Source organism: Pontibacter rugosus (assembly GCF_042678745.1).
Classification (GTDB): Bacteria; Bacteroidota; Bacteroidia; order Cytophagales; family Hymenobacteraceae; genus Pontibacter; species Pontibacter rugosus.
This window is the reverse complement of sequence record NZ_JBHTLD010000075.1, coordinates 1-20,475: the sequence shown is the minus strand read 5'-3', so window position 1 is coordinate 20,475 and position 20,475 is coordinate 1. Positions and strand designations below refer to the sequence as shown.

General features: G+C 44.9%; 17 protein-coding genes, 1 tRNA gene and 1 CRISPR repeat array. Of the genes, 4 read left to right on the top strand and 14 right to left on the bottom strand.

The annotated features are described in order from the left end of the window. Positions 1-151 precede the first annotated feature (151 nt). A CRISPR array of direct repeats spans positions 152-2,647; the repeat unit is 30 nt; unit sequence CTTTCTATACCTCTAAGGTGCTATTGAAAT. Between the two features lie 218 nt (positions 2,648-2,865). The 12 genes from cas2 to ACFQ2O_RS09950 all read right to left on the bottom strand — a co-directional run bounded on the left by cas2 (position 2,866) and on the right by ACFQ2O_RS09950 (position 15,406). Continuing rightward, complete coding sequence (gene cas2, locus ACFQ2O_RS10005) at positions 2,866-3,129, bottom strand: CRISPR-associated endonuclease Cas2 (RefSeq protein WP_025606300.1); 264 nt, start codon at positions 3,127-3,129, stop codon at positions 2,866-2,868. A 105-nt stretch (positions 3,130-3,234) separates the two neighbouring features. Next, entirely contained in the window at positions 3,235-4,320 is a 1,086-nt protein-coding gene (cas1b, locus tag ACFQ2O_RS10000; RefSeq protein WP_377526657.1) for a type I-B CRISPR-associated endonuclease Cas1b, read from the bottom strand. Positions 4,321-4,621: 301 nt separating this feature from the next. After that, positions 4,622-5,173, bottom strand: a complete 552-nt coding sequence (locus ACFQ2O_RS09995) for a CRISPR-associated protein Cas4 (protein ID WP_025606296.1) — start codon at positions 5,171-5,173, stop codon at positions 4,622-4,624. 3 nt (positions 5,174-5,176) lie between these two features. Further along, on the bottom strand, positions 5,177-7,642 hold the full coding sequence (gene cas3 / locus ACFQ2O_RS09990) for a CRISPR-associated helicase Cas3' (RefSeq protein WP_377526652.1): 2,466 nt from the start codon (positions 7,640-7,642) through the stop codon (positions 5,177-5,179). Positions 7,643-7,791: 149 nt separating this feature from the next. Further along, complete coding sequence (gene cas7p, locus ACFQ2O_RS09985) at positions 7,792-8,694, bottom strand: type I-PGING CRISPR-associated protein Cas7/Csp1 (protein WP_377526649.1); 903 nt, start codon at positions 8,692-8,694, stop codon at positions 7,792-7,794. A gap of 48 nt (positions 8,695-8,742) precedes the next feature. Further along, positions 8,743-10,323 (bottom strand): hypothetical protein, encoded by a 1,581-nt coding sequence (locus tag ACFQ2O_RS09980; RefSeq protein WP_377526645.1) that lies wholly within the window; start codon positions 10,321-10,323, stop codon positions 8,743-8,745. Continuing rightward, on the bottom strand, positions 10,320-11,120 hold the full coding sequence (locus ACFQ2O_RS09975) for a hypothetical protein (RefSeq protein ID WP_377526641.1): 801 nt from the start codon (positions 11,118-11,120) through the stop codon (positions 10,320-10,322). Before ACFQ2O_RS09975 ends, ACFQ2O_RS09980 begins: the two co-directional genes overlap by 4 nt. A gap of 3 nt (positions 11,121-11,123) precedes the next feature. Next, complete coding sequence (locus ACFQ2O_RS09970; protein WP_377526637.1) at positions 11,124-11,798, bottom strand: CRISPR-associated endoribonuclease Cas6; 675 nt, start codon at positions 11,796-11,798, stop codon at positions 11,124-11,126. 157 nt (positions 11,799-11,955) lie between these two features. Next, the gene (locus ACFQ2O_RS09965) at positions 11,956-12,249 is read right to left on the bottom strand and encodes a hypothetical protein (protein WP_377526634.1); all 294 of its coding nucleotides are present in this window, start codon (positions 12,247-12,249) and stop codon (positions 11,956-11,958) included. Positions 12,250-12,310: 61 nt separating this feature from the next. Further along, complete coding sequence (locus tag ACFQ2O_RS09960) at positions 12,311-13,234, bottom strand: helix-turn-helix transcriptional regulator (RefSeq protein WP_377526631.1); 924 nt, start codon at positions 13,232-13,234, stop codon at positions 12,311-12,313. A 637-nt stretch (positions 13,235-13,871) separates the two neighbouring features. After that, the gene (locus ACFQ2O_RS09955; RefSeq protein ID WP_377526627.1) at positions 13,872-14,939 is read right to left on the bottom strand and encodes an SDR family oxidoreductase; all 1,068 of its coding nucleotides are present in this window, start codon (positions 14,937-14,939) and stop codon (positions 13,872-13,874) included. Between the two features lie 116 nt (positions 14,940-15,055). Further along, positions 15,056-15,406 carry a winged helix-turn-helix transcriptional regulator gene (locus ACFQ2O_RS09950; protein WP_377526623.1) on the bottom strand — a complete coding sequence of 117 codons (351 nt, stop codon included), beginning with the start codon at positions 15,404-15,406 and terminating at the stop codon, positions 15,056-15,058. A gap of 169 nt (positions 15,407-15,575) precedes the next feature. On the opposite strand from ACFQ2O_RS09950, the gene ACFQ2O_RS09945 reads away from it, so the two are divergent. From ACFQ2O_RS09945 to ACFQ2O_RS09935, 3 genes are all read left to right on the top strand, one after another. Continuing rightward, entirely contained in the window at positions 15,576-16,703 is a 1,128-nt protein-coding gene (locus ACFQ2O_RS09945) for an NtaA/DmoA family FMN-dependent monooxygenase (protein ID WP_377526621.1), read from the top strand. 91 nt (positions 16,704-16,794) lie between these two features. Beyond that, positions 16,795-17,541, top strand: coding sequence for an NADPH-dependent F420 reductase (locus ACFQ2O_RS09940; RefSeq protein ID WP_377526618.1), 747 nt, complete (start codon positions 16,795-16,797; stop codon positions 17,539-17,541). 226 nt (positions 17,542-17,767) lie between these two features. After that, positions 17,768-18,781 carry an LLM class flavin-dependent oxidoreductase gene (locus tag ACFQ2O_RS09935; RefSeq protein ID WP_377526615.1) on the top strand — a complete coding sequence of 338 codons (1,014 nt, stop codon included), beginning with the start codon at positions 17,768-17,770 and terminating at the stop codon, positions 18,779-18,781. A 327-nt stretch (positions 18,782-19,108) separates the two neighbouring features. Here the strand turns inward: ACFQ2O_RS09935 and ACFQ2O_RS09930 are convergent, their stop codons facing one another. Further along, the gene (locus ACFQ2O_RS09930) at positions 19,109-19,762 is read right to left on the bottom strand and encodes a hypothetical protein (RefSeq protein WP_377526612.1); all 654 of its coding nucleotides are present in this window, start codon (positions 19,760-19,762) and stop codon (positions 19,109-19,111) included. 145 nt (positions 19,763-19,907) lie between these two features. Here ACFQ2O_RS09930 and ACFQ2O_RS09925 point away from each other — a divergent pair, with 145 nt between their 5' ends. After that, on the top strand, positions 19,908-20,120 hold the full coding sequence (locus tag ACFQ2O_RS09925) for a hypothetical protein (protein WP_377526609.1): 213 nt from the start codon (positions 19,908-19,910) through the stop codon (positions 20,118-20,120). 259 nt (positions 20,121-20,379) lie between these two features. Here the strand turns inward: ACFQ2O_RS09925 and ACFQ2O_RS09920 are convergent. Beyond that, positions 20,380-20,451: transfer RNA gene (locus tag ACFQ2O_RS09920), tRNA-Glu, on the bottom strand. Between the last annotated feature and the right edge of the window lie 24 nt (positions 20,452-20,475).

Sequence of the window (20,475 nt, the reverse complement as noted above, 5' to 3'; positions counted from 1 at the left end):
ACCTCTGATAAACAGACAGAGATGGTGAAAATACCAAAACCTTTGCTACAGCATTTTCAGCATATGCTGGCCAATGCTGCTTAATGCTAAAGTCGAGCTAAGGTGCTATTGAAATCATAGACGCGTACGGCAACGGGGGTAAACTACCTACCTTTCTATACCTCTAAGGTGCTATTGAAATTTAGATTGAAAGGCGTAGGCGAAAGCGCCAAAAAGACTTTCTATACCTCTAAGGTGCTATTGAAATCATAGACGCGTACGGCAACGGGGGTAAACTACCTACCTTTCTATACCTCTAAGGTGCTATTGAAATTGGAGAACCTTCCGAACCGATCACGGCAAACCATCATACTTTCTATACCTCTAAGGTGCTATTGAAATATAAGACAATGGCAGTTAATGTAAATGAAATTATAGCTTTCTATACCTCTAAGGTGCTATTGAAATGTACAAAGCTCCTAGAGCCGCTACAGCAGCACCGATCTTTCTATACCTCTAAGGTGCTATTGAAATCCTGCCCGTTTTCAAAGGATAGTATAAGGTTATCCCCTTTCTATACCTCTAAGGTGCTATTGAAATTCTAACGTGGCCGGACTAGCATCAACAACAGCAGCAACTTTCTATACCTCTAAGGTGCTATTGAAATCACTATTGAACGTGCCATCCACTTATGGAGCAACAACTTTCTATACCTCTAAGGTGCTATTGAAATTGACAGATCAAGACCTTTGCCCGACAGTGCTAATCACTTTCTATACCTCTAAGGTGCTATTGAAATGACTAAATCTAATTCTCTTGCTTGCTTCTGCTCTAACTTTCTATACCTCTAAGGTGCTATTGAAATCTTTAGTACCTTTATGTGAGGTTAATACATCTCGTTCCTTTCTATACCTCTAAGGTGCTATTGAAATTTATAGAGGTAGACAACCCTGCTGCTGCTAGTTCTAACTTTCTATACCTCTAAGGTGCTATTGAAATCTATTATGACAAACTTGATATTGAACGACTAAAGTGGAACTTTCTATACCTCTAAGGTGCTATTGAAATTCCATTGGTCATTATACCCGCAAAAGGTCTTGCCTTTCTTTCTATACCTCTAAGGTGCTATTGAAATGGGGTGCAAGCTTTAGATTTCTTTGCTAGAGGTGTACTTTCTATACCTCTAAGGTGCTATTGAAATTAATAAGCTAGAGCAAGAAATAACAGAACTTAAAGCCTTTCTATACCTCTAAGGTGCTATTGAAATCTAAAGAAGTACGCGCTAGGGCTTTCTGCTAAGCCAAACTTTCTATACCTCTAAGGTGCTATTGAAATGAAAACAGCACACTATAAGTTTAAGAAGCCAAAACACCTTTCTATACCTCTAAGGTGCTATTGAAATTTTATCTTATGCCACTCTTCTAGCTCAAAAGGTAACCACTTTCTATACCTCTAAGGTGCTATTGAAATCAACTCTATATGAAGCAATACACTATAGTATACACCTTTCTATACCTCTAAGGTGCTATTGAAATTTGCAATACAATGGTGATTATGCTTTTAACCTTATTATCTTTCTATACCTCTAAGGTGCTATTGAAATTTTTCACGATATAGGCCGCTTAGGTTGCCCTGTATGCTTTCTATACCTCTAAGGTGCTATTGAAATTCTTAAAGCAAGGGATAGGCTAAAGTTCTATTCACACTTTCTATACCTCTAAGGTGCTATTGAAATTATTCAGTGTGGAAGCGTCTGTGCTGCGATATACTAACTTTCTATACCTCTAAGGTGCTATTGAAATGTGCCCAGCACCGGCTCCAGCATGATCGGCTCCACCTTCCTTTCTATACCTCTAAGGTGCTATTGAAATGAGTACCTGATAAACATAGTGCCTGTTTTGCCATACTTTCTATACCTCTAAGGTGCTATTGAAATTTCATCTATCACTGTTGACACAACCAACAACGTAATCTTTCTATACCTCTAAGGTGCTATTGAAATTAGTGGCAGCGTGATCGGAATATGCGAATAGTAGAAGCTTTCTATACCTCTAAGGTGCTATTGAAATTCCTCATAAGAGCAGTAGATGTTCATTACTACCTCACTTTCTATACCTCTAAGGTGCTATTGAAATAGTAGGCGATCTGCGCGGCCCGCATCTCCTTCACGGCTTTCTATACCTCTAAGGTGCTATTGAAATGCTGGCTTCATCATCACTGCGAAGATGCAGGGCTACTTTCTATACCTCTAAGGTGCTATTGAAATGATCATTATACTATGCCTGCTGCTGGCATCGTGCCAGCTTTCTATACCTCTAAGGTGCTATTGAAATCAGGTGCACCTTCAGGGTGCGTGGCTCAAGTGAGCCACCTTTCTATACCTCTAAGGTGCTATTGAAATCATTGTGCCCCTCCAGGATGGATACCACGTTGACAACCTTTCTATACCTCTAAGGTGCTATTGAAATGTGAGCTTAAAGCAGCCAGCCATGTTGTGCTGGCCATCTTTCTATACCTCTAAGGTGCTATTGAAATACGGCTCCTGGCGCATCGGCCCCTTTGCTCACGATGCCTTTCTATACCTCTAAGGTGCTATTGAAATCGAGCAGCTGCGCTTTTTCATTTACGCGAATTCGATCTTTCTATACCTCTAAGGTGCTATTGAAATCCAGCCCAAAAGTAACAATAAAAAGCCTTTCAAGCTTAATTTGGATGGATTTTATATGAATAAGTTTTGCTTAAAAAGCGTCAAGTGCCGGTAGTGTAAAAAAGACAGGGAGCTGACGACCTGTTTAGTTGGCTTACTATCAGTGATTTAATTTTAATTTCACTCCACTTCTAGCAATATTATGTAACGTATAGGTGTTGTTATCATTTACCTGACGACTACAGGAAGCGTTGCGGCTTGCCTTTGTCCACTCCTAAAACGTGGCGTTCGTGGTAGCGCTCCTCCCGCATGCGGTAAATTACCACACCGTCGCCTTCCTCCATTAGCATGTTTGCCTCGTGACGGAGGCGCTGGTATTGGGCTTCTGTGAGTTCACCTTCGAACACAGAGTTCTGAATCCAAGTGAGGTAGCGGCGGAAGAGCTTCAGCATCTTGCCTACACGTTTCTGGTTTACATCATATACGGCGATAAAGTAAGGCATGTCTGTTTTGTTTTCAAAATGTCAAAGAACTGCTCTATAGTTATGAGTTGAAAGTTGCTGTTATCTTCCCGAAAGCGAAAAATGAGTAACAAATATTGAAATGCATTACCACCACATATGAAGGCCCTGGTACGCGTCCTGCTTCGGATCACAGAGGTGGCGCACGAGTTTGTGGCACTCCAGCCGTACCAGGCGCTCATAGGAGATATGGCGGTTCAATGTCCGGTGCAGTACCGTTTGCTGCAGGCGCTGGTCCAGATGTGCCATGAAAATCTTGCGACCTTCTTCTTTCAGGTAGCACCCACCTAGCCGTTGCTCAAAATGTTTTGGCTGTATTTCCCCGTTCTTCAGGAGCTTAAATATGGCGCGGTCGATGAGCAGGGGCTTAAAAATCTCGGCCAGGTCCAGCGAAAGCGAATAGCGGCGATCGCCGGGCTCGTGCAGAAAAGAAACCGTAGGATCGAGGGCCGTGCGATAGATTTGCCGCAGCACCACCGAATAACAAATTGAGTTGCCAAATGAGATAAGTGCGTTCAGCGGGTTTGACGGCGGCCGGCGCTCCCGTTTATCAAACGGAAACTTCTTGGCCACGGCCTCACCCAGCATAAGCGGCCAGGTCTGGTAATAGCAGTCGCGGGCGCGACCCTCAGCGCTCATCAAAGTAGGTACATCAGGACAGGCAGCAATACGTCCGCGTTCTGTTTCAATCTGCTCGCAGCTTTCCTGCAAGGCCAGTGCCTCCGGCTCGGGCAGGCGTGGCACATAGTAGCGCATCACCCGCAAGATGTTGAATAGTGCCGCGTCAACAAATTCCTTTGCCAGCACCATACGCTTTTTCGGGCTGAGGTAATGCTGCGCCTGCGCCATACGTACTCGACCGCTGACAACGGGCTGGCGCGGGTAAAGCGAAGCCGTATAGTTGCCGTAGTAATCGAAAAAGAAGAGCGGAATGCCCTGCTGCGCCAGAAACGTCACCAGCTTTGTGTTGATGTCAATCTCCCCGAACAGGTAGATACTATCCACAGACTCCACCGCAAATGGCAGCCGCGGCCCGTCGGCTGTTTGGCTGGGAAGCCCCTCGGTGTCTTCATCGTCGGGGATGCGGCAGTCGGTGGAAGCCTTTTCCAGGGCCAGCGTATTGTGCTTGCGGCGCAAACGGCCGCTGGAGAACAAGTAAAAAGGACGTTTCATGGGGCTTTGCCGAATTATGAATTAAAGATTATACTTGGAGGCAGGTAGGCTTCCTATTCATCAAACCAATACTCAAGCTTAAAGCATGGCTTGTACAGACCTACAGAACTAACTGTGCCCAACTATGCCGCAAGTTTAGCGGCAGCGCAACTTGTGGCCTAATAAGCAGCCAGTTTGTAACTGGCGTGATCCAAAACTATACTTTCACCAGTTACAAACTGGCTGCTATACTTTACCACGAGTTCCCGCTTCGCTCAAACTGGCGGCATGTGTGATTAATCGCTCTACAACAGGATCATACTTATCCATAGCAAAGCTCCTCAAAGGCGCACTTGCTGCAGAACGCACGCTTGCTGATCCGGGCAGGAGGGTGCGGTTCCTCCAACAACCTTGTCAGGTGCCGAAGCTGCAACACCAACGCTTCTTCCTGCTGCGGCCCCATTGTAACCGGCTCTGATCGTCGCAGGGCAGGATAGTCGATCTGGCCTTTAAATGGTGCCCCGCCCGGACCTGTTACGCCATTCAGCTTCAGGAGCCACAGGTAAAAGCGCACCTGGCTCAGGTGCGCCTCCTGGCAGGTACGTCCTTTCTTGGTTTCATGCAGCACCCCGTCGCGCAGCAAGGCCCGGTCAACTTTGCCTACAAGCGGTGTGCCGTCGGGAGCGGTAGCGTGCAGGTCCAGGTGTTTCTCGTTGCGGCTGTAACTGGTTTCATCCAGCAGTTTGCCCAGCGCCACGTCTTCAGATTCCTGCTCCATGTAGATTCCCTGCCGCACCAGCCAAGCCTTGCGTGGGCAGATGAGGTAGTAGGAGAAAAGCATACCACCAATTGGATAAGATGTAGATGTACTCATAGTTTATCCAAAGTTTGCTAGATCGTCAGGGGGCGCATTAAGGATTGGATAGTTACTTCCTAATGCTGCCAAACCTATTTCATCGTTGTAGCCGGAGTAGATATATAGTTTATGTATATCTTTTTCATCTTGCCCTATAGAATAAGCGAATACAGTCAACTGTCCGGTTTTAAGCCCTTTTTTAATCAAGTAGGTGGGGCAGGAGATACCGTACTCCAGCTGATAGCTTCTAAAAGCATCGTAGTTTAGAAAAGGAAACACCCTCTGATCATTTCCTTCTGCGGCATCTGTATCAGAAGGAGGTCTTACGTAAACTGTGTCTTGGGCATCTATATCACGAGACTTCCAGAGGCCCGCCTGTCCGTTCTCTTCATCAGTCTTAGCATGAGGTACTATGAGCCAGTTGTCCCGCATGCAGTTGTAAAGCAGGTTTCGGTTTGATTCAGCATGTGACATCAACGCTTCTGGTTCAGGATATAGCTCATTCACCTTAACTACAAACTCTCCGGAGGTGATTAATTTGGGAGTACCGCCAGCATACTCTTTTTGAATAGCTGTGAGGGTTTTTGTGAACGCTTCCGTGGCCTCCCATAAGTTGCTAGCCTGGTTGTATGAACCGTAAGGAGCTGGATAAATAGCACCTTTACTCATAGGAGAACCAACGAAAACAACTCCCTTTTCACTTTCGGCAAAACGATTAAGTCTACCGATACGTTGTGCAAGTCTGTCCCAAGGGCAAACATCAGAATACATGATAGGAGCGCTAATATTTATACTCATCTCACCTATCTGCGTAAGTATAGCAATTCCTTTGGCACTTCTGTTTTTCCAAGCATCTTTACCCAAGTGCAGTATAAGCTTTTCTTCCAAGTATTTCTTATCTGGCTCTGTAAAACGACTGTGGTAGAAAATTAGAGGTACATCTTGGCTAGCAAGTGACTTTTGCAAGAATTGATAAAACGAGAAGCCACGAGCGACAGTATTGGCGAATACAATGCCTTGCCCTGTATTAATCATCTGTTCAAAAACCCCCTGCAATTCCTCTGATAGTTCCTGGGAGATTTCTTCGTCTTCAAGATCATCATTAGGATGCGCATTAACTTCAGCTAAAGCTTCTCCTACAAATTGAAGATGTCTGATGGGCTCTGCTTCCCGTTGCGCTTCCTGAATAGAATCCGTTATTTCGTAAAATTGACGAGCAGAGTCAGGTACAGTTGCACTCATAATAAGTATAGGCACTTTTAGCAACCTTAGCGCTTTAATCAGTACCTGTATATTGGCTTGAATATAAGAATCATAAAAGTCTGCTTCGTCTATCACCACGCAGGAGTTGGCAAGGAAGAAGAATGTACTGTGGTGTTCTTCCTTTGTGCCGGTAAGGCACATTAGCAAGTGGTCGATTGTACATACGCTTACAGGGGTAGCCAATAGCTGTGCTAGCTTGTGCACCTCTTTTGCATTATCCCTGTCCTGTCCCTTAAGTTCATTCCCGAAACGAGAATACCAGGCGCTGGAGTGGTAAAGGCCTGTGTCACTTACACTTTCACCAATGTTAAGCGCAAGTGCGTTTGAGGTAAACCTCGTTGGCATGGCAATGATCAGCCTGTCAGCTCTTCCTTTATCTACTTGTTCTTTTGCCCAAAGTAAAGATGCGTCCGTTTTTCCACTACCTGTGGGGGCTCGCAATATACTTACAGGTTGCTGGGCGCAAGCTAAGGCCTGTTGCTGAACTGGCCGCAGGCTTAGACTACCGTCTGATTGCTTATGAGGAAACTCATACTCAAATTTAGTGAGTGTAGGCAACTGCTTACCTGCTTCCTTCCGGCTGGCGCGTGTATCTGCTAGCTGAAGGAGACTTCTGACAGCAGTCACTTTATAGCGTTCCCGTAGTGTTAGTTCCCATTTTCTGAATGGCTTTTCTCTGCGCCCAATAATATTTCCTTCATAAACTAGGCCCTCCCAATAATCACTAAATCGGCCATTCGCATCTTCTTTCCAGCGCTTAAGATGGCGATGGTGTAACTTTCCATGATGCGCAGCAATAGTAGCTCGCACAGCAAGCGATAACTTTTCAGGTTTACTTAAATCCAGCGATGCAAATTCATGGCGCAATTGTGCCTTTTGTAAATGTGGAGCAGAGGCTTTCTGTGCAATAAAGCAATCAAGGGTATATTCCTGGTAAGTTGCGGGAGCGTTTATTGCTGCTATTTTACCGTTTGCTTTGCACCATGTTTCATATAAAGCAAAATCTTGCTGGCAGGCTTTCTGCCATACATCATCTTCTTTACCTGCATCGTGCCAGTGAACTGCCAATCGCAATTCTTCCTGCAAATCTCCTCCCGCAAGTTCTTTATACTTGATGCTCAGGTAAGGCAAGTTTTTTAAAATATATTCTGCTTCCTCCCACACATGTTGCGTGTGGGAGGATAGCAAAATGCCTGATGGCTTGGCTAATGATGATGCATGCATAGCTGCGTAGGATATGAGACGCTGGTTTATCTTAAAATCAGTACACCTGTCATTCTGGAAGAATCTTGGTTAAAGTGATTTTTAGCGGCTTAACCACAAAATCCTTTCAGAATGACATCTAGGTTTAGGAGGTGCCGGCTTATGATTGCTTAATGAGCTGCCGGTGTGTAAAGCTCATTTCCCTGTAAAGCCTCAAAAGCTTTTTGATACGCTTCATAAACAGGTGTTTCAGTTAACTCACCTGTGTCATCTCCTAAGAAATAAAGGGCGTCGCGGCTATCTAATTCTTTTAAGATATTTTCTCTTTCAGCAGCTGTTGTCTGTGGTGCAAAGTAACGGATGGCTTTGCGGCTATGGCGGTTGTCTAGTACAATTAGCACCTTCTGCGGCTCACCAGAAACAGCATTGCGTGCTTGGTTGGCGTAATCTGTCATGGAATTAGTAGCTTCCAGAAACAGCTTTACCCGGCGTTGCTTTTCAGAGGTATCTGCTAAATGATTTTCATATTCCGTAGCAACGTGCTTTTCAGCTTCGTACTGGTATTTTTTAGTTAACCCAATGGCACCAACATCTAAATGGAAATTCATCAGCATTGTATCTGTTTGGCTGTACTCATTCGTAGCAAGTGCCTGTTTCTTTCCCTCGCCTTTGTTTTGGCCATCCATCTTGAGACGTACCAACAGGTCTCTGCCTACTTCGCTTTCTTGTAAGGCAATGGCAGGCGTGGCGGTGAGGGGAGCTGTTCTTCTGCCAGAATAATCACCTTGGTTGGTATCCAAGAAGCCTCCTAAATCACTTCGTAGATCTTTGCTGATGTCCAGCGAAACGCCGTCTCCATTGGATACATAGGTGCTGCCGTTTTGGTCATCATCAGCGTTTAAGCGTTCCATAGCACTAAACAAAACATGGCGCTGCATTTGGCCGGATATGTAAACACGGCCATCAGGGCGTCGCTTGATAGAAGAAGCATTGCCCAAAAGCTTTTCACCTCGGTTAGCAGCATGGTCAGACATTGGGGCAACAACAGAAACAAGTATAGATTTTATTTTCATGATGATATCTTTTATAGTTTGAAATTTGAGGTAGAGAATAAGTATAAACTAAGCTTCGGCTGATGCTACAGTTGTATTTTTAGCTTCTTCAGTGGAGGTCGTTGCAACAGTGCGTAGGCGCATAAAAGCGGTAATAAGATACTGTGCCTGCTTCAGCGACACTTTCTCTGTCAGCACTTCTTCCATAAACTCACCAGCTTCGGGGTAAAAGTCTTTGCCTGTCATTCTGCCGATGGTTATGCTGATCTGACTCAGGAGTTCAGGTTTAGATTTTGCGCTGAGTACTCTGCTTTCAAGTTCAGTAAGAATACGTGCTTTATTTTCATCTATACTAAGACCTGCTCTGCCCGCTTTTTGGTCTTCTTCATACTTCTTGTTAGCTGTGCGGTAAGCAGCACTGTTTAGTGACTGGCCGTAAGCACGCGCAGAACGGACAAGTGTAGGAGATAGGTTTTCTGCATCCATAAAGTAATTGTTGAATATTGGTGAGAATTCAGCGGGATATTCCGCTCTGTAAGCCATGAAATTTTTAAAATCGGTAGAAGTATAAAGCTGTAGCAAATGAGTAAAAGCCAGGTTGAATAACTGTCGCTTCGGATCATCAAACTTTTCTACTCCATAGATCTTGCTTCGCCACACAGCCTTTTGCAACTTAGGCACGTCATGCTGTAGTGCGAGTGAGATGAGGTGGTGGCTAAAGCGCTCCTGCCGGGCAAATTCATATGAAACAATATAAAGCGGGCGTCCTTTTAAGCTTTCAAGAACAGCTTTAATGTGCGCTGCTCGTTTGCCTTGTTCAAGGTTCTGCTTATACCATTCAGCTATTGCAGCCACAACTGAAACTGCGTTCAATTTGCTATCCGAGGGAGCGTTTGGATAATTTCCTTTATGCAGATTTGGTCTTCTAAAAGATTTCTTATCAGGAGCCACTTCACCTATCATGTAGTGATCTGCTTTTATAGACTCCTGCATTTTCCTGAACTCTTCTACAAAGTCAACCATAGGGTAGCTAGGCTCCTCTTGATCCTGCTCTACACTATAAAGAGGTAAGTCTGGAATCATAACGGCGTTGGCAAAACTACCCTTTTGATAAGCGGCGTATACAGCTGGCTTAAATCTGGTAAGCGTAGTGATACAGGTAAAGGCGGCATCACGTAACGATGCTTTAGGATTCTGTGCGCTTTTGCTCCCATTATTCACCTTTGAGGTAAGAGGTGCAAAAGAGCGTTTCAAATCATAGGGTTTGAAAAGATCCTTTTCCGCCTTACACTTCTCTAGTGCCTGTATAAGCAGTCTAGCCTCACCAACTGTATTTGCCGCCGACCCATCTGAAGTAACTACATGAGGAGCTAGAAAGTATCCTTTTGCGGCAATCTGTCCACTAGCTTTTCCAGGGTTAAGGTCTGTTTTTACATAATCAAAAGTTAGTGCTGTCGTGGCCTCTAAAGCAGGATCATCTTTAGTGAACACAGAAAAGTAATTTAAACCGTCTTTCAAGGTTTCTACTGCCAACTGCCTTACGTCTTCCCACGTCTCCAAATGCTCGGGAATGTTAAAACTTTCAGAGGCAACTAAAGCTGCGGCAAATCCATAGCGGGGGTAGGGGTGCTGAAAATCTATCTGTTTCATATCTTTTCGATTGTAGCGTGTACCCATCCATCATTTGAACCGAGGTATAACGGAGCCGCTGGGTTCTCTAATGCTTCAGTAAGCAGGTCTAAAACTTTAGGTGTTGTATTAAAGCGGAATAGATAATCTGGATCTCCAACTTTCTTATTGATTCTTGTTGGCTCCACATACTCTCTTACAGTTGGCAGACTTGCGTAGTACTGCGGGAAAAGATCCCGAATGCTCCGATAATTGACTTTGGCTCCTTCTTGCAAATTATCAAAATCGGTTGCTTGTACATCTTTATATTCTGCCCTGTCCCCAAATTCGATTTCTTTATTGCGAACTCTATTTATGGTCGTTTCCAATGAAGCATCATAGTGCCTGCTGCCTCCAAAGAACGACCTGCCAGAGTCTCGTAAAAGCTGTGACCACAAATCATCATAAGTAAGTGTGTCGGGCTCGAAAATGCTGGGTTCAAACTCCAGGTGGTACTGTAGAAAAGAGAAATATTTGCTGTCTGACATTTCAGGTTGTGCTGTTAGCCAAGAAGACTTTGCATCTTTTTTGTTTGCTTTCTTTGCGTCTTTCTGCAACTGCTTGAACAGTGCTTTCCTGATATCTTCAGCGAAATGCCAGCCTAAGGCATTCTCCAGCATTCCGAACAACATGTGCGGGGAAGGGGAACGAAGGCTTTGGTAGTAATTACCTGGATGACCGCTTGCCATTGAAAGTGGAGCTAGTGCTTCTATTTGTAACAGACCACTTGCAGTATACTCTGGTGGCTCAAAGAAAAAAGAGAAATCCATATTGTTCATGTTTTATTGTAAAGCGCCGAAACCAGATCCAGTAAGTTCGCCTATGCCCACTAACCATGCAAAACGGGTGATAGAAGGTGTTCCCTCTACAACCACAGGGCAGCTACTGCACTTGTGATCCACTCCTTTTATAGTTAGCATTCTGGTCCGAGATTTACCTTTATTGTCTCTGTAAAATCTCACATTTGTGTTTTCTGCATCGTCAGCATTGAAGCCTGCGTCCAGCATTTTTTTTCGGAAAACTCTGGTTAGAGCTTCATCTGCCTCTGGGTTGTCGTAAAGCAGGTATTCTCTTGTTAAATCATCTCTAACTTGCCGTGCTACTACGGCACCATCAACTCTAAAAAGCTGCTTTTCAGTAAACTGTGGGAATGGCATTTCGATCGCTTTATCAACCTGCATTCCAAAGAAGGCACTCCGGTCGGCAAGTATACCTTTGGCTAGCTGTATGCCATAGTCGCTATTATAAAAGCTTACATTCCAGGTCGCGCCATTTGGAAACCAGAGACCATTCCCGATGCGCTCTCCACCCCTCAACCACCCAAAGCTGTACAAACTGAGTCCGTCGTGGAGGGCATTCTGTGGCCCCAGCCAGTGGTGCAGCCGCTTAGTCAGCTCATGCAGGTGGTTGAAAGGCACAGGCTGTGTGTTGGGCGATAGTTTAAGTTGTATCCTCATAATTTGTTGTTGTTGCTACAATTCTAAGAGATTGCTCCGCCAAATTCTGGCGGAGCAATAGAAAATACCTATAAGGTGCAATTAAATGTTTGTTTTTTGCTCTATAATAAATCTAATTTCTATACCTAAAGGTGCGATTATCAAAATACCTAACTTTTTAAGTTGACTCTTTGTCAGACAAGTAGGTTAAAATTTGCTGTACTAGGTTTTTAGGATCAGAAAAGTCTATCACCTTAAATATTGGGTGCCCTAATTCATCACATAACTTCATGATTTCCCTGTTCTTAGTGATCATAATCATGTTGTAACTAAAGCAATAATTTATTTGTGCATGTATAGTTGCTGTAATGCCTATTTGCTTAGCATGCTTGCTATTGATATTGCAAGTCAACAATTCTTTCTGTAACTCCTCTGGTATTTCATCTGTGATGAAAAAAAATAAGTTTTTCATTGTACTATAATATATATATGGAGATAATATTAAGTATTACAGTGTATTTTTAAGTTTTGTTTCATAAATAGTTGTATTTGTGAAGGTTGGATAGCACCCGCCCGCGAATTCTATCCCGCAACTCCTCTGGCTCCAGCACCTCTACATGCTCACCAAACGAAAGTATGGCGCTTTCTAATTCGTGGTTGATGACTATCAGTAAGGTGATAGTTATACCTGTTTCATCTTCACCTGAAATGGTTTGGGTGTGGTGTATAGGAACAGTTTTGATGTAGGGAGCCATTTCTGAGGATGCGCGAAGTACAACTTTTGCCACTTCATGATCAGGGCCTACAAAAACGCCCAGCGCATTTTGTTTTAAAAGCAGGAATTCCGCACGCCTGTCTTGCTGCACCGGAACCTGTGTGAGCTGCGGCTCCTGCATGCGCTCCAGCCCGAAGGTCTTGAAGCGTTTGTCGGCAGCATCCCATGCAGCCAGGTACCAGCGGTTGCGGTACTCCAGCAGTACCAGCGGGTCTACCTGGTAGGGCTTGGGCATATTGGTCTGGAAGGTTTTGTAGTGAAAGGCTAATTGCTGCTGCACCCGGAGCGCATGCCAGAGCAGAGGCAGGTGCTGTAGCCCTGATTGCGACTGGTTCTCCTCCAGCAGCAGGTATTGGCTGGTGCGTAGGGCATCTGAAGAGTGGGTGAGAAATGCAAGTCGCTCGCTCCGCTCCAATAGCTGAAAAAACTGCCTGAAGTTTGTCAGGTCCTCGTCTTCAGGCTGATCCAGATAATAGCCTCTGTGCCTGGGGCAGTAGGTGATGTTAATGCCGTAGAAGTTTTGAATATCTTTGATGTCACGGTCAAAGGTTCGTCCTGACACCGAATCGAGGTCTTCCTGCTGCAGGCGGCCTAGCAGCTTTGCTTTGCTGGGATAGGAAAATGGCGGTTGTACCAGGCGAAGCATTGTCAAATGCCGCCGGAGGATATTAAGTTGGCTCATAGGATGTACGTGCAAAATCCAATATATAAATAAATTCATATAGAACAAATTCATTTTATTCTTAGATAGAAGTAATGCACATGCAGCAAGAGAACAGGTAAAACTATTGGAGCAACAGCATTAAGTAGAGAGAGCACATCAGCGGTAGGTACCTGAACTTATTGATTTACTTCAGCTGGCTTGTATAAGTTAAGGAGAGTATGAAAGAGTTGAATTATCGAACCTTGTCCCCATTGGCTTAGTGGCTAAGGGAGCGTATCTTCAGGTAGGAGAGGAGGTTAGATATTTCTTCGGCTGGGGAACATAACGCTTGGTATGGGTTAAAACAAGAAAAGGCTCCTCATCCCGGGGAGCCTTCCTTGATTCATAACAACCTTTATGTTAGATAGAAGGGGAAAGTTCTAGTATTGATCTCAGCGCCGGTAAGCTACTGATGAAGTTTCGATGCATCGGATTGTCCTTTGCGGTTGGAGAGGCGAGCAAAACAATTTTGGGTTCCAGTGTTGGCGTTTGATTTTAAAAGCAAAAGTTGTCGATTGTTTTATACATCCCTAACTCAGCTTATTTGCTCTTTCATCCCTTCCTTTATTTGATGTTCTTACCGTAATACTATCTCTTGTTTTGTGCTGAAGGGATTTTAGGGAATCAACCGATCGTTGCGCAGTTGCTTGAACAGGTCGAAAAACGACTCTTCAGTTGGCTGATAGTCGGTGAAACCAAACTTGCGACTTTTGGACATATCCGTCATCACCTCAATCGGACGCCCCAAGTCCAGGTCAGTATGCCAGGGCGATGCCAATCGATTCAGATCTGGTTCTGCCAAGCTGTAACGCTCTGCAATCTCATGCCACACGGGACCATCCTGAGCCATTTGATCCTCCAGGGGATGAACGGTGCCGTTAAAGCCAACAGGCTCCACACCGAACCAACCAGCCAGGCGCTTCCACAGCCATTTCCATCGGAAGTACTCTCCGTTCACTATATTAAAAGCTTCATTATGGGCTGCCTCCGTGCTGGCTGCCCATACCAGGTGCTTGGCCAGCACCCGGGCGTCAGTCACATCCGACAGGCCGTTCCATTGCGCTTCCGATCCAGGAAATCGGAACGGACGCTTCGTTTCCTTGCAAATGGTGGCGTACACGGCCAAGGTGGTGCCCAGGTTCATCTGGTTGCCTACTGCTTTTCCGATCACCGTGTGCGGACGATGAATGCTCCAGGTAAAGCCATCACGTGCGGCAGCGGCATACACTTCATCTTCCTGCGCATAGTAAAAGTTCTCTATATCCAGCCGGGGCTGCTCTTCGCGCAAGGGCGTTTCGGGCAGAAAACCTTCTTTTGCATAAGCTTCGAAAGGCCCCAGGTAATGCTTAAGTCCAGTTACCAGAGCCACGTGCTGCACCGACTTCTTGGGAGCCAAGGCATCCAGCAGGTTGCGAACCATCGCTGCATTCACCCTGATGTTTTCTGCCTCCGTTTCCATGCGCATCCAGCTAGTGATAAATACGTGCGTGGGCGCAACATCAGCAAGGGCTGCTGACAGGCTTTCAGGGCGGAGAAGATCTGCTGCAACTGTGCGTAAACCTTCTATGCTTACGTTAGGGTTTCGAGCCAGGCCATAGGTAGTCCACCCCTGCTTTACCAATTCTTCTGCCAGGTTACTACCCGTGATCCCGCTTACACCCACCACTAAGGCTATTCTATTCATAATTCTTTTCCTGGTTTAAAATTCATCTAAAGCATATGGGTACGACTATTAGCTACCTGGTGGCTATCAGCAAATCAGAAAAGCTGTTTGATCTTCTGTTCTGATTTGCCTCAAGACTACTCCTTTTCAAAAATCTTCTGCCGGTGGTTCAGCCCCCAATCCTTTAGGGCATAGATGATAGGAGTTAAGGTATCAGCATATGGTTCCGGTTTGTATAGGATCTTGACCGGGTAATCATCCACAACCACCCGCTTGATGAGTTGGTGCTGCTCTAGTTCTTTCAGCTCCTTGGCCAAAACTTTGGGAGTGATGCCCGGAATACTCTCCTGTATATCAGTAAACCGTTCATTACCGACACCAACAGAAATGATGATAGGCAATTTCCATTTTCCATTGATTACGTCAAGAGTGTCTCGAACTGGCTTTACCGTGTTGAGACAGTCACAATATGCTTTTTTTGCTGCCATTGGTCTCTTTTTGATAATATTCCACTTTCCTTTAGGAAAGTACTATACAAAGGAAAGTGCATTTCCTTAAATTTGCAACTATAGTCATTCAGGACCCTCAAAATAATGGCATTGAATATTCACCCATGGAGAAGTTCCGGCATGGGTAAACAGGCAGATGATAATTGATATGGAAAATAGAAAAAAGTTAAAGCTGGCAGCCAATATTGATGGGTTGGGGTGGAATTTTGTGGGCTGGCAGCATCCCGATATGCCGGCTGATGCCAGCGAGAATATTGAGTTTTATATCCAACAGGCTAAGCTTGCTGAGGCAGCCAAGTTTGATACGCTTTTTTTGGTCGACGTGAGCCATGTGGGCCCAGGGAATATTCCCCACTACCTGAGCATGTTTGAAGGCGTTTCCGTCATGTCTGCCATCAGTACACACACTAAAAGCATAGGGCTCTCGGTGACCATTTCAACCTCTTATGCCGATCCTTACAGTGCCGCCCGGCAAATCCTGTCGCTGGATAAAATAAGTAAAGGCCGCGCGTCTTTAAACGCCATCACCTCCAATCCGGGAGGAATGGTGAATTTCAGCCGCGGTCACCTGGGCAAGGCAGACCAATACCCCATGAACAAAGAATTCATGGAAATCGTGTTGGGGCTTTGGGACACTTATGAAGATGATGCCTTTATCCATGATAAGGAAAGCGGCATATTCCTGGATCCCCGAAAAATGCATAGGGTGAATTACCGGGGGAAATATTTCCAGGTAGATGGGCCATTGAACCTTAGTCGTTCAATTCAGGGGCGGCCGGTACTGTATACAGCTGGTATGTCGCAAACATTTATCGACCACGCCACAAGCTATACCGACGGGGTATTTACCCATGGTAATACAGTGGAGGAAGCAGTGGCAATGGCCAAGGAATTAAGATGCCATTTAGTTGAAAAAGGTAGAAGGCCGGAAGATTTTATCGTGTCTATCTCACAAAACCCAATCGTTGGCAGGACAGAACAGGAGGCCCAGGAAAAATACCTGGAACTGTTGCGGTTGATTCCCCAAAACAGTCTCCCGCGTCCCCTGTTTTTTGGCTCAGCCGAAAGAGTGGCCGATCAGGTGCAGCAGTGGTACGAACAAGGCGCAATGGATATGTTGATTCTCCGCCAGGACCACCCCCACGGCTTGCGGGATTTTATTGACTTGGTCGTACCTATTTTGCAGGAACGCGACATATTCCGCACCGAGTATGAAGCTGAAACTCTGAGAGGTCATTTAGAGTTGCCTAAGCCACCTTTCAGAAAGATAAATTAAACCATCGTACTGTATACTGTGACTGCGGTTTTGATGCATTTGAAACAAAAGGTTCAGTTACTACTCATAAAACATTAAGAGAACATTGAATATGAAAATAGGAATTATAGGTACAGGTGCTATCGGAAGCATCCTGGCAAAAAAACTTTCTGGTACAGGTCATCAGGTAAAGGTTACCAACACAAGGGATATGGCCACCCTTAAAGAAATAGCTGCCAATTTGGATGCCCAGGCGGCCACTATTGAAGACGTTGTGAAAGATGTGGAAGCCATTATTTTCTCCATTCCTTTCAAGGCTTATAAAGATCTTTCTGAAAATTTACTTCAGGGTGTATCTCAAGATGTCATTATCATGGATACCAGTAATTATTATCCTTTCCGGGATGGTGAGCTTGCTGGCTTAGAAGGCAAGACGGAAAGTGAGTATATCTCTGAAATACTGGGAAGACCGGTTGTGAAGGTGTTTAACAACATCATGGAGTATACGCTGCAGCATAAAGGAAAAGCTGCCGGCAAGGAAGGAAGAATAGCTATATCAGTCGCTGGTGATAACCCGTCACATAAAAAAGTTGCGGCTGAGCTGGTTAACCAGACCGGTTTTGACACCGTGGACGGTGGAGGTCTCGCCGAATCATGGAGACAGGAGCCGGGTACTCCGGCTTATTGCACCGAACTAAATACAGCAGAACTGAAACAAGCACTTGCTGCAGCAGTAAAGGGTAAAGCCCCTGCCGTACGGGATTATGTGATGGACAGACTAATGAATTCAAAACCCTTTCCTTCTCACGAAGAAATGGTTGATACTAATCGTTCTGCCGCCGCTGGAAATCTAAAATAGGCTACTCTATTATTTATACTTGACTGAAAGTCAACTAGCAGCATCTTTATGGCATTCACTTGTGCTGATAGAAGTTGTTCAGCAAGTATACTCGTTCTCTGCTAAACCGTTAGGCTAGATGAAGAGGCCGCCCCAGCAGTTTGAATACGATGAATTAACTACTTGGTCAGTAAATAGCTGTACCGGTAAAAAGAAATAATTAAGAATCTTATTAGTATTGAATACGATGGACCATAAAGAAATAGCCTATTCCATTTTAGAACTTGCCATAGTATCGCAAGGCGAAACCATACAACAGACCCTGCATAATTCATTGGCATTGGCAAAAGAAGCGGAAGCAAATAACTATAAACGCATCTGGTTTGCCGAGCACCATAACTCTGATAATATTGGCAGTAGCGCCACATCACTTCTCATTGGTTACGTGGCCGAAAACACCAGCACCATCCGTATAGGTTCGGGTGGTGTAATGCTTCCAAATCACTCTCCCCTGATTGTAGCCGAACAGTTTGGAACCCTGGCCCATTTATACCCAGGCCGCATTGATCTGGGGCTCGGAAGAGCGCCGGGAACAGACCAGCAAACAGCTCGTGCGATACGGTCAGATTTTATGGAGGCTGCACATTCCTTTCCACAGGAAATAGAGAAAATCCAGCAGTATTTTTCCATAGAAAATAAAGCTGCCAAAGTAAGGGCACCCATTGCAGAGGGTACTGCTGTTCCGCTGTATGTATTGGGCTCAACTACTGACAGTTCACATATAGCGGCTGAAAAGGGATTGCCTTACGCTTTTGCGAGTCATTTTGCCTCAACACATTTACACAACGCTTTACGGATCTATGAACAGGAGTTTCAGCCGTCCGAGTTTTTAGAAAAACCCTATACCATCGCCGGGGTAAATGTTTTAGTTGCTGATACCGATGAAGAAGCCGAAAAACTATTCACCTCCTTAATCAGAATGTTTGTGGGTGTGTTAACCGGATCCAGAGAGCCCTTACAGCCACCAACAGAAATGACTGAAGAGTTGAGAGAAATATTTCAACACCCAACCTTACAGCAAATGCTCAGGTACTCCTTCGTCGGTAGTAAGCAAACAGTGAAAAAGCAAATTCAGGATTTTCTGGAAGAAACGGGAGTGGATGAATTAATAACGGTATCCACGATGCATAATTTAAAAGACCGTTTAAAATCTACCAGGCTTTTAGCAGAGATTATGAAGCAGGTAAACGAAGGCAGATAATGAGATGGATTATATGAATAAGGAGCTATGCCTCTTCTAAATTTGGGGAGTATTTGCTTTCTACAGTTAACCCATAAAAGCAGGAGAGCTCGTTGTCCCCTTGTTGTATCGGCTGCTGCCTGTGGCAGGAGCAGGGTTTGAATAAGCACGGCAGGTATGGCAAATAAGGCCATACCTGCTGCATAAGCTAAGCTGCCACCCATTTATAGTCGTGTAGATTCGCATTATAACTCGGCTAGTACCAAACCACCGCCACCTATTTCTCACCATCCCGAAAAAGGGTCCTTTCAGGAGATGTAAGATGTAAAGGTTTCTAACATCGTTCGGCTATTCTTCAAGGCACTCAGGGTACTTCTCCCTCCCTCTATATTTGTTCAGCAACTCAAACTTAACCTTCACATCCTCTAGCGAAGCACAGTCCGTATCGGTGTTTTCCGCCATTGGTGAGAGCGCGTTAACTGAAGCGGGCGATTTTACAGAGAATTTCTTCTCAAGACACTTGACGGCTTTACCGCCAAGGATGTAGAACCTCTTTTCTGTCACATCATCCCTGGTTTTCCCCTCTCCCTCGAAACGCCACGATGTTTGGTTATAAAGGACAAAGAACAGCGAACCGCCTTTCAGGAAATACTCTTCTGTTGCAGAGAAATGACTGTATTCACTGTAGGTGTGCCTTATCAGGCGAAGCCCCTGCTCATCTGAGAAATACACAACCCGTCCAAGCCTTTCACCATTACAGTCATAGTTGAAGAAGCTCGAGTCCATACTGTTAGTCTCAGCTCTAGATACTATGGAGTCGTACTCCCTTTTGATGTCTCCCACGTTTTCCAACACATGTGCTGTGTCGGGAATAACAGTAGTTACCTCAGCTGTAGTGTCGGTCTCGCCTGTAGGCGTAGACCCCTCCACTGATTGAGAGGATGGGCCATTCTCGCACGAAAAAATCCCAAAAAGAATTAGTAAATACAATAGTTTTCTCATAATGCCTTTGTCCCATTGTTCTCTTGCACCTATATAGACGTTGGTTCTTAGGAAAGTGTATAAAGAACGATCTAATTCCTAACCTTCACCTCATAAAAGGGCCTTTTTACAAGTACGAAATCTGGAGAATAGCCTGAGTTAGGCTATGATAAGGCAGCAACATGAAGCATGGGCTTTGTTTCTTTATGTTGCTTCTGGGCAATATGGTTCTGCACTACTGTTTAATCAAACTGAAATCAAACAGTTTCCACCGCAATTTGATGTCCCAGAATACGTCTGTCATAATAGTATGAGAGAGTTGGCTATGAAAGTTGCCGCTTTACATCCCATTTTGCCATCTCACAAAAATGAAATATAATATTTGTGAGATGAGTAGGGGAGACAGAACAGAAGCAATGGTTGCAGGAAATAGACTACGTGCTATCAAGGCACCCATCTAATACCTAATGCAGAGGAAACTAACCTTAGTATCTTTTCATAGTTACTTTAACTTCTGAATGCAGGCTTCGAAAATCAAGGCTGATGATTGATAACTGGAGAGCTATCGGATTTTGTGTGCAAATAGTGTCCGAGGCCAAAGAAAAAAGGCCTCCAGTGTTATCTGGAGGCCTTTCGTGTAGCCCGTAGGGGAATCGAACCCCTGTTACTAGAATGAAAATCTAGCGTCCTAACCCCTAGACGAACGGGCCGTTCTGTCTGATTGTGGTGCAAAT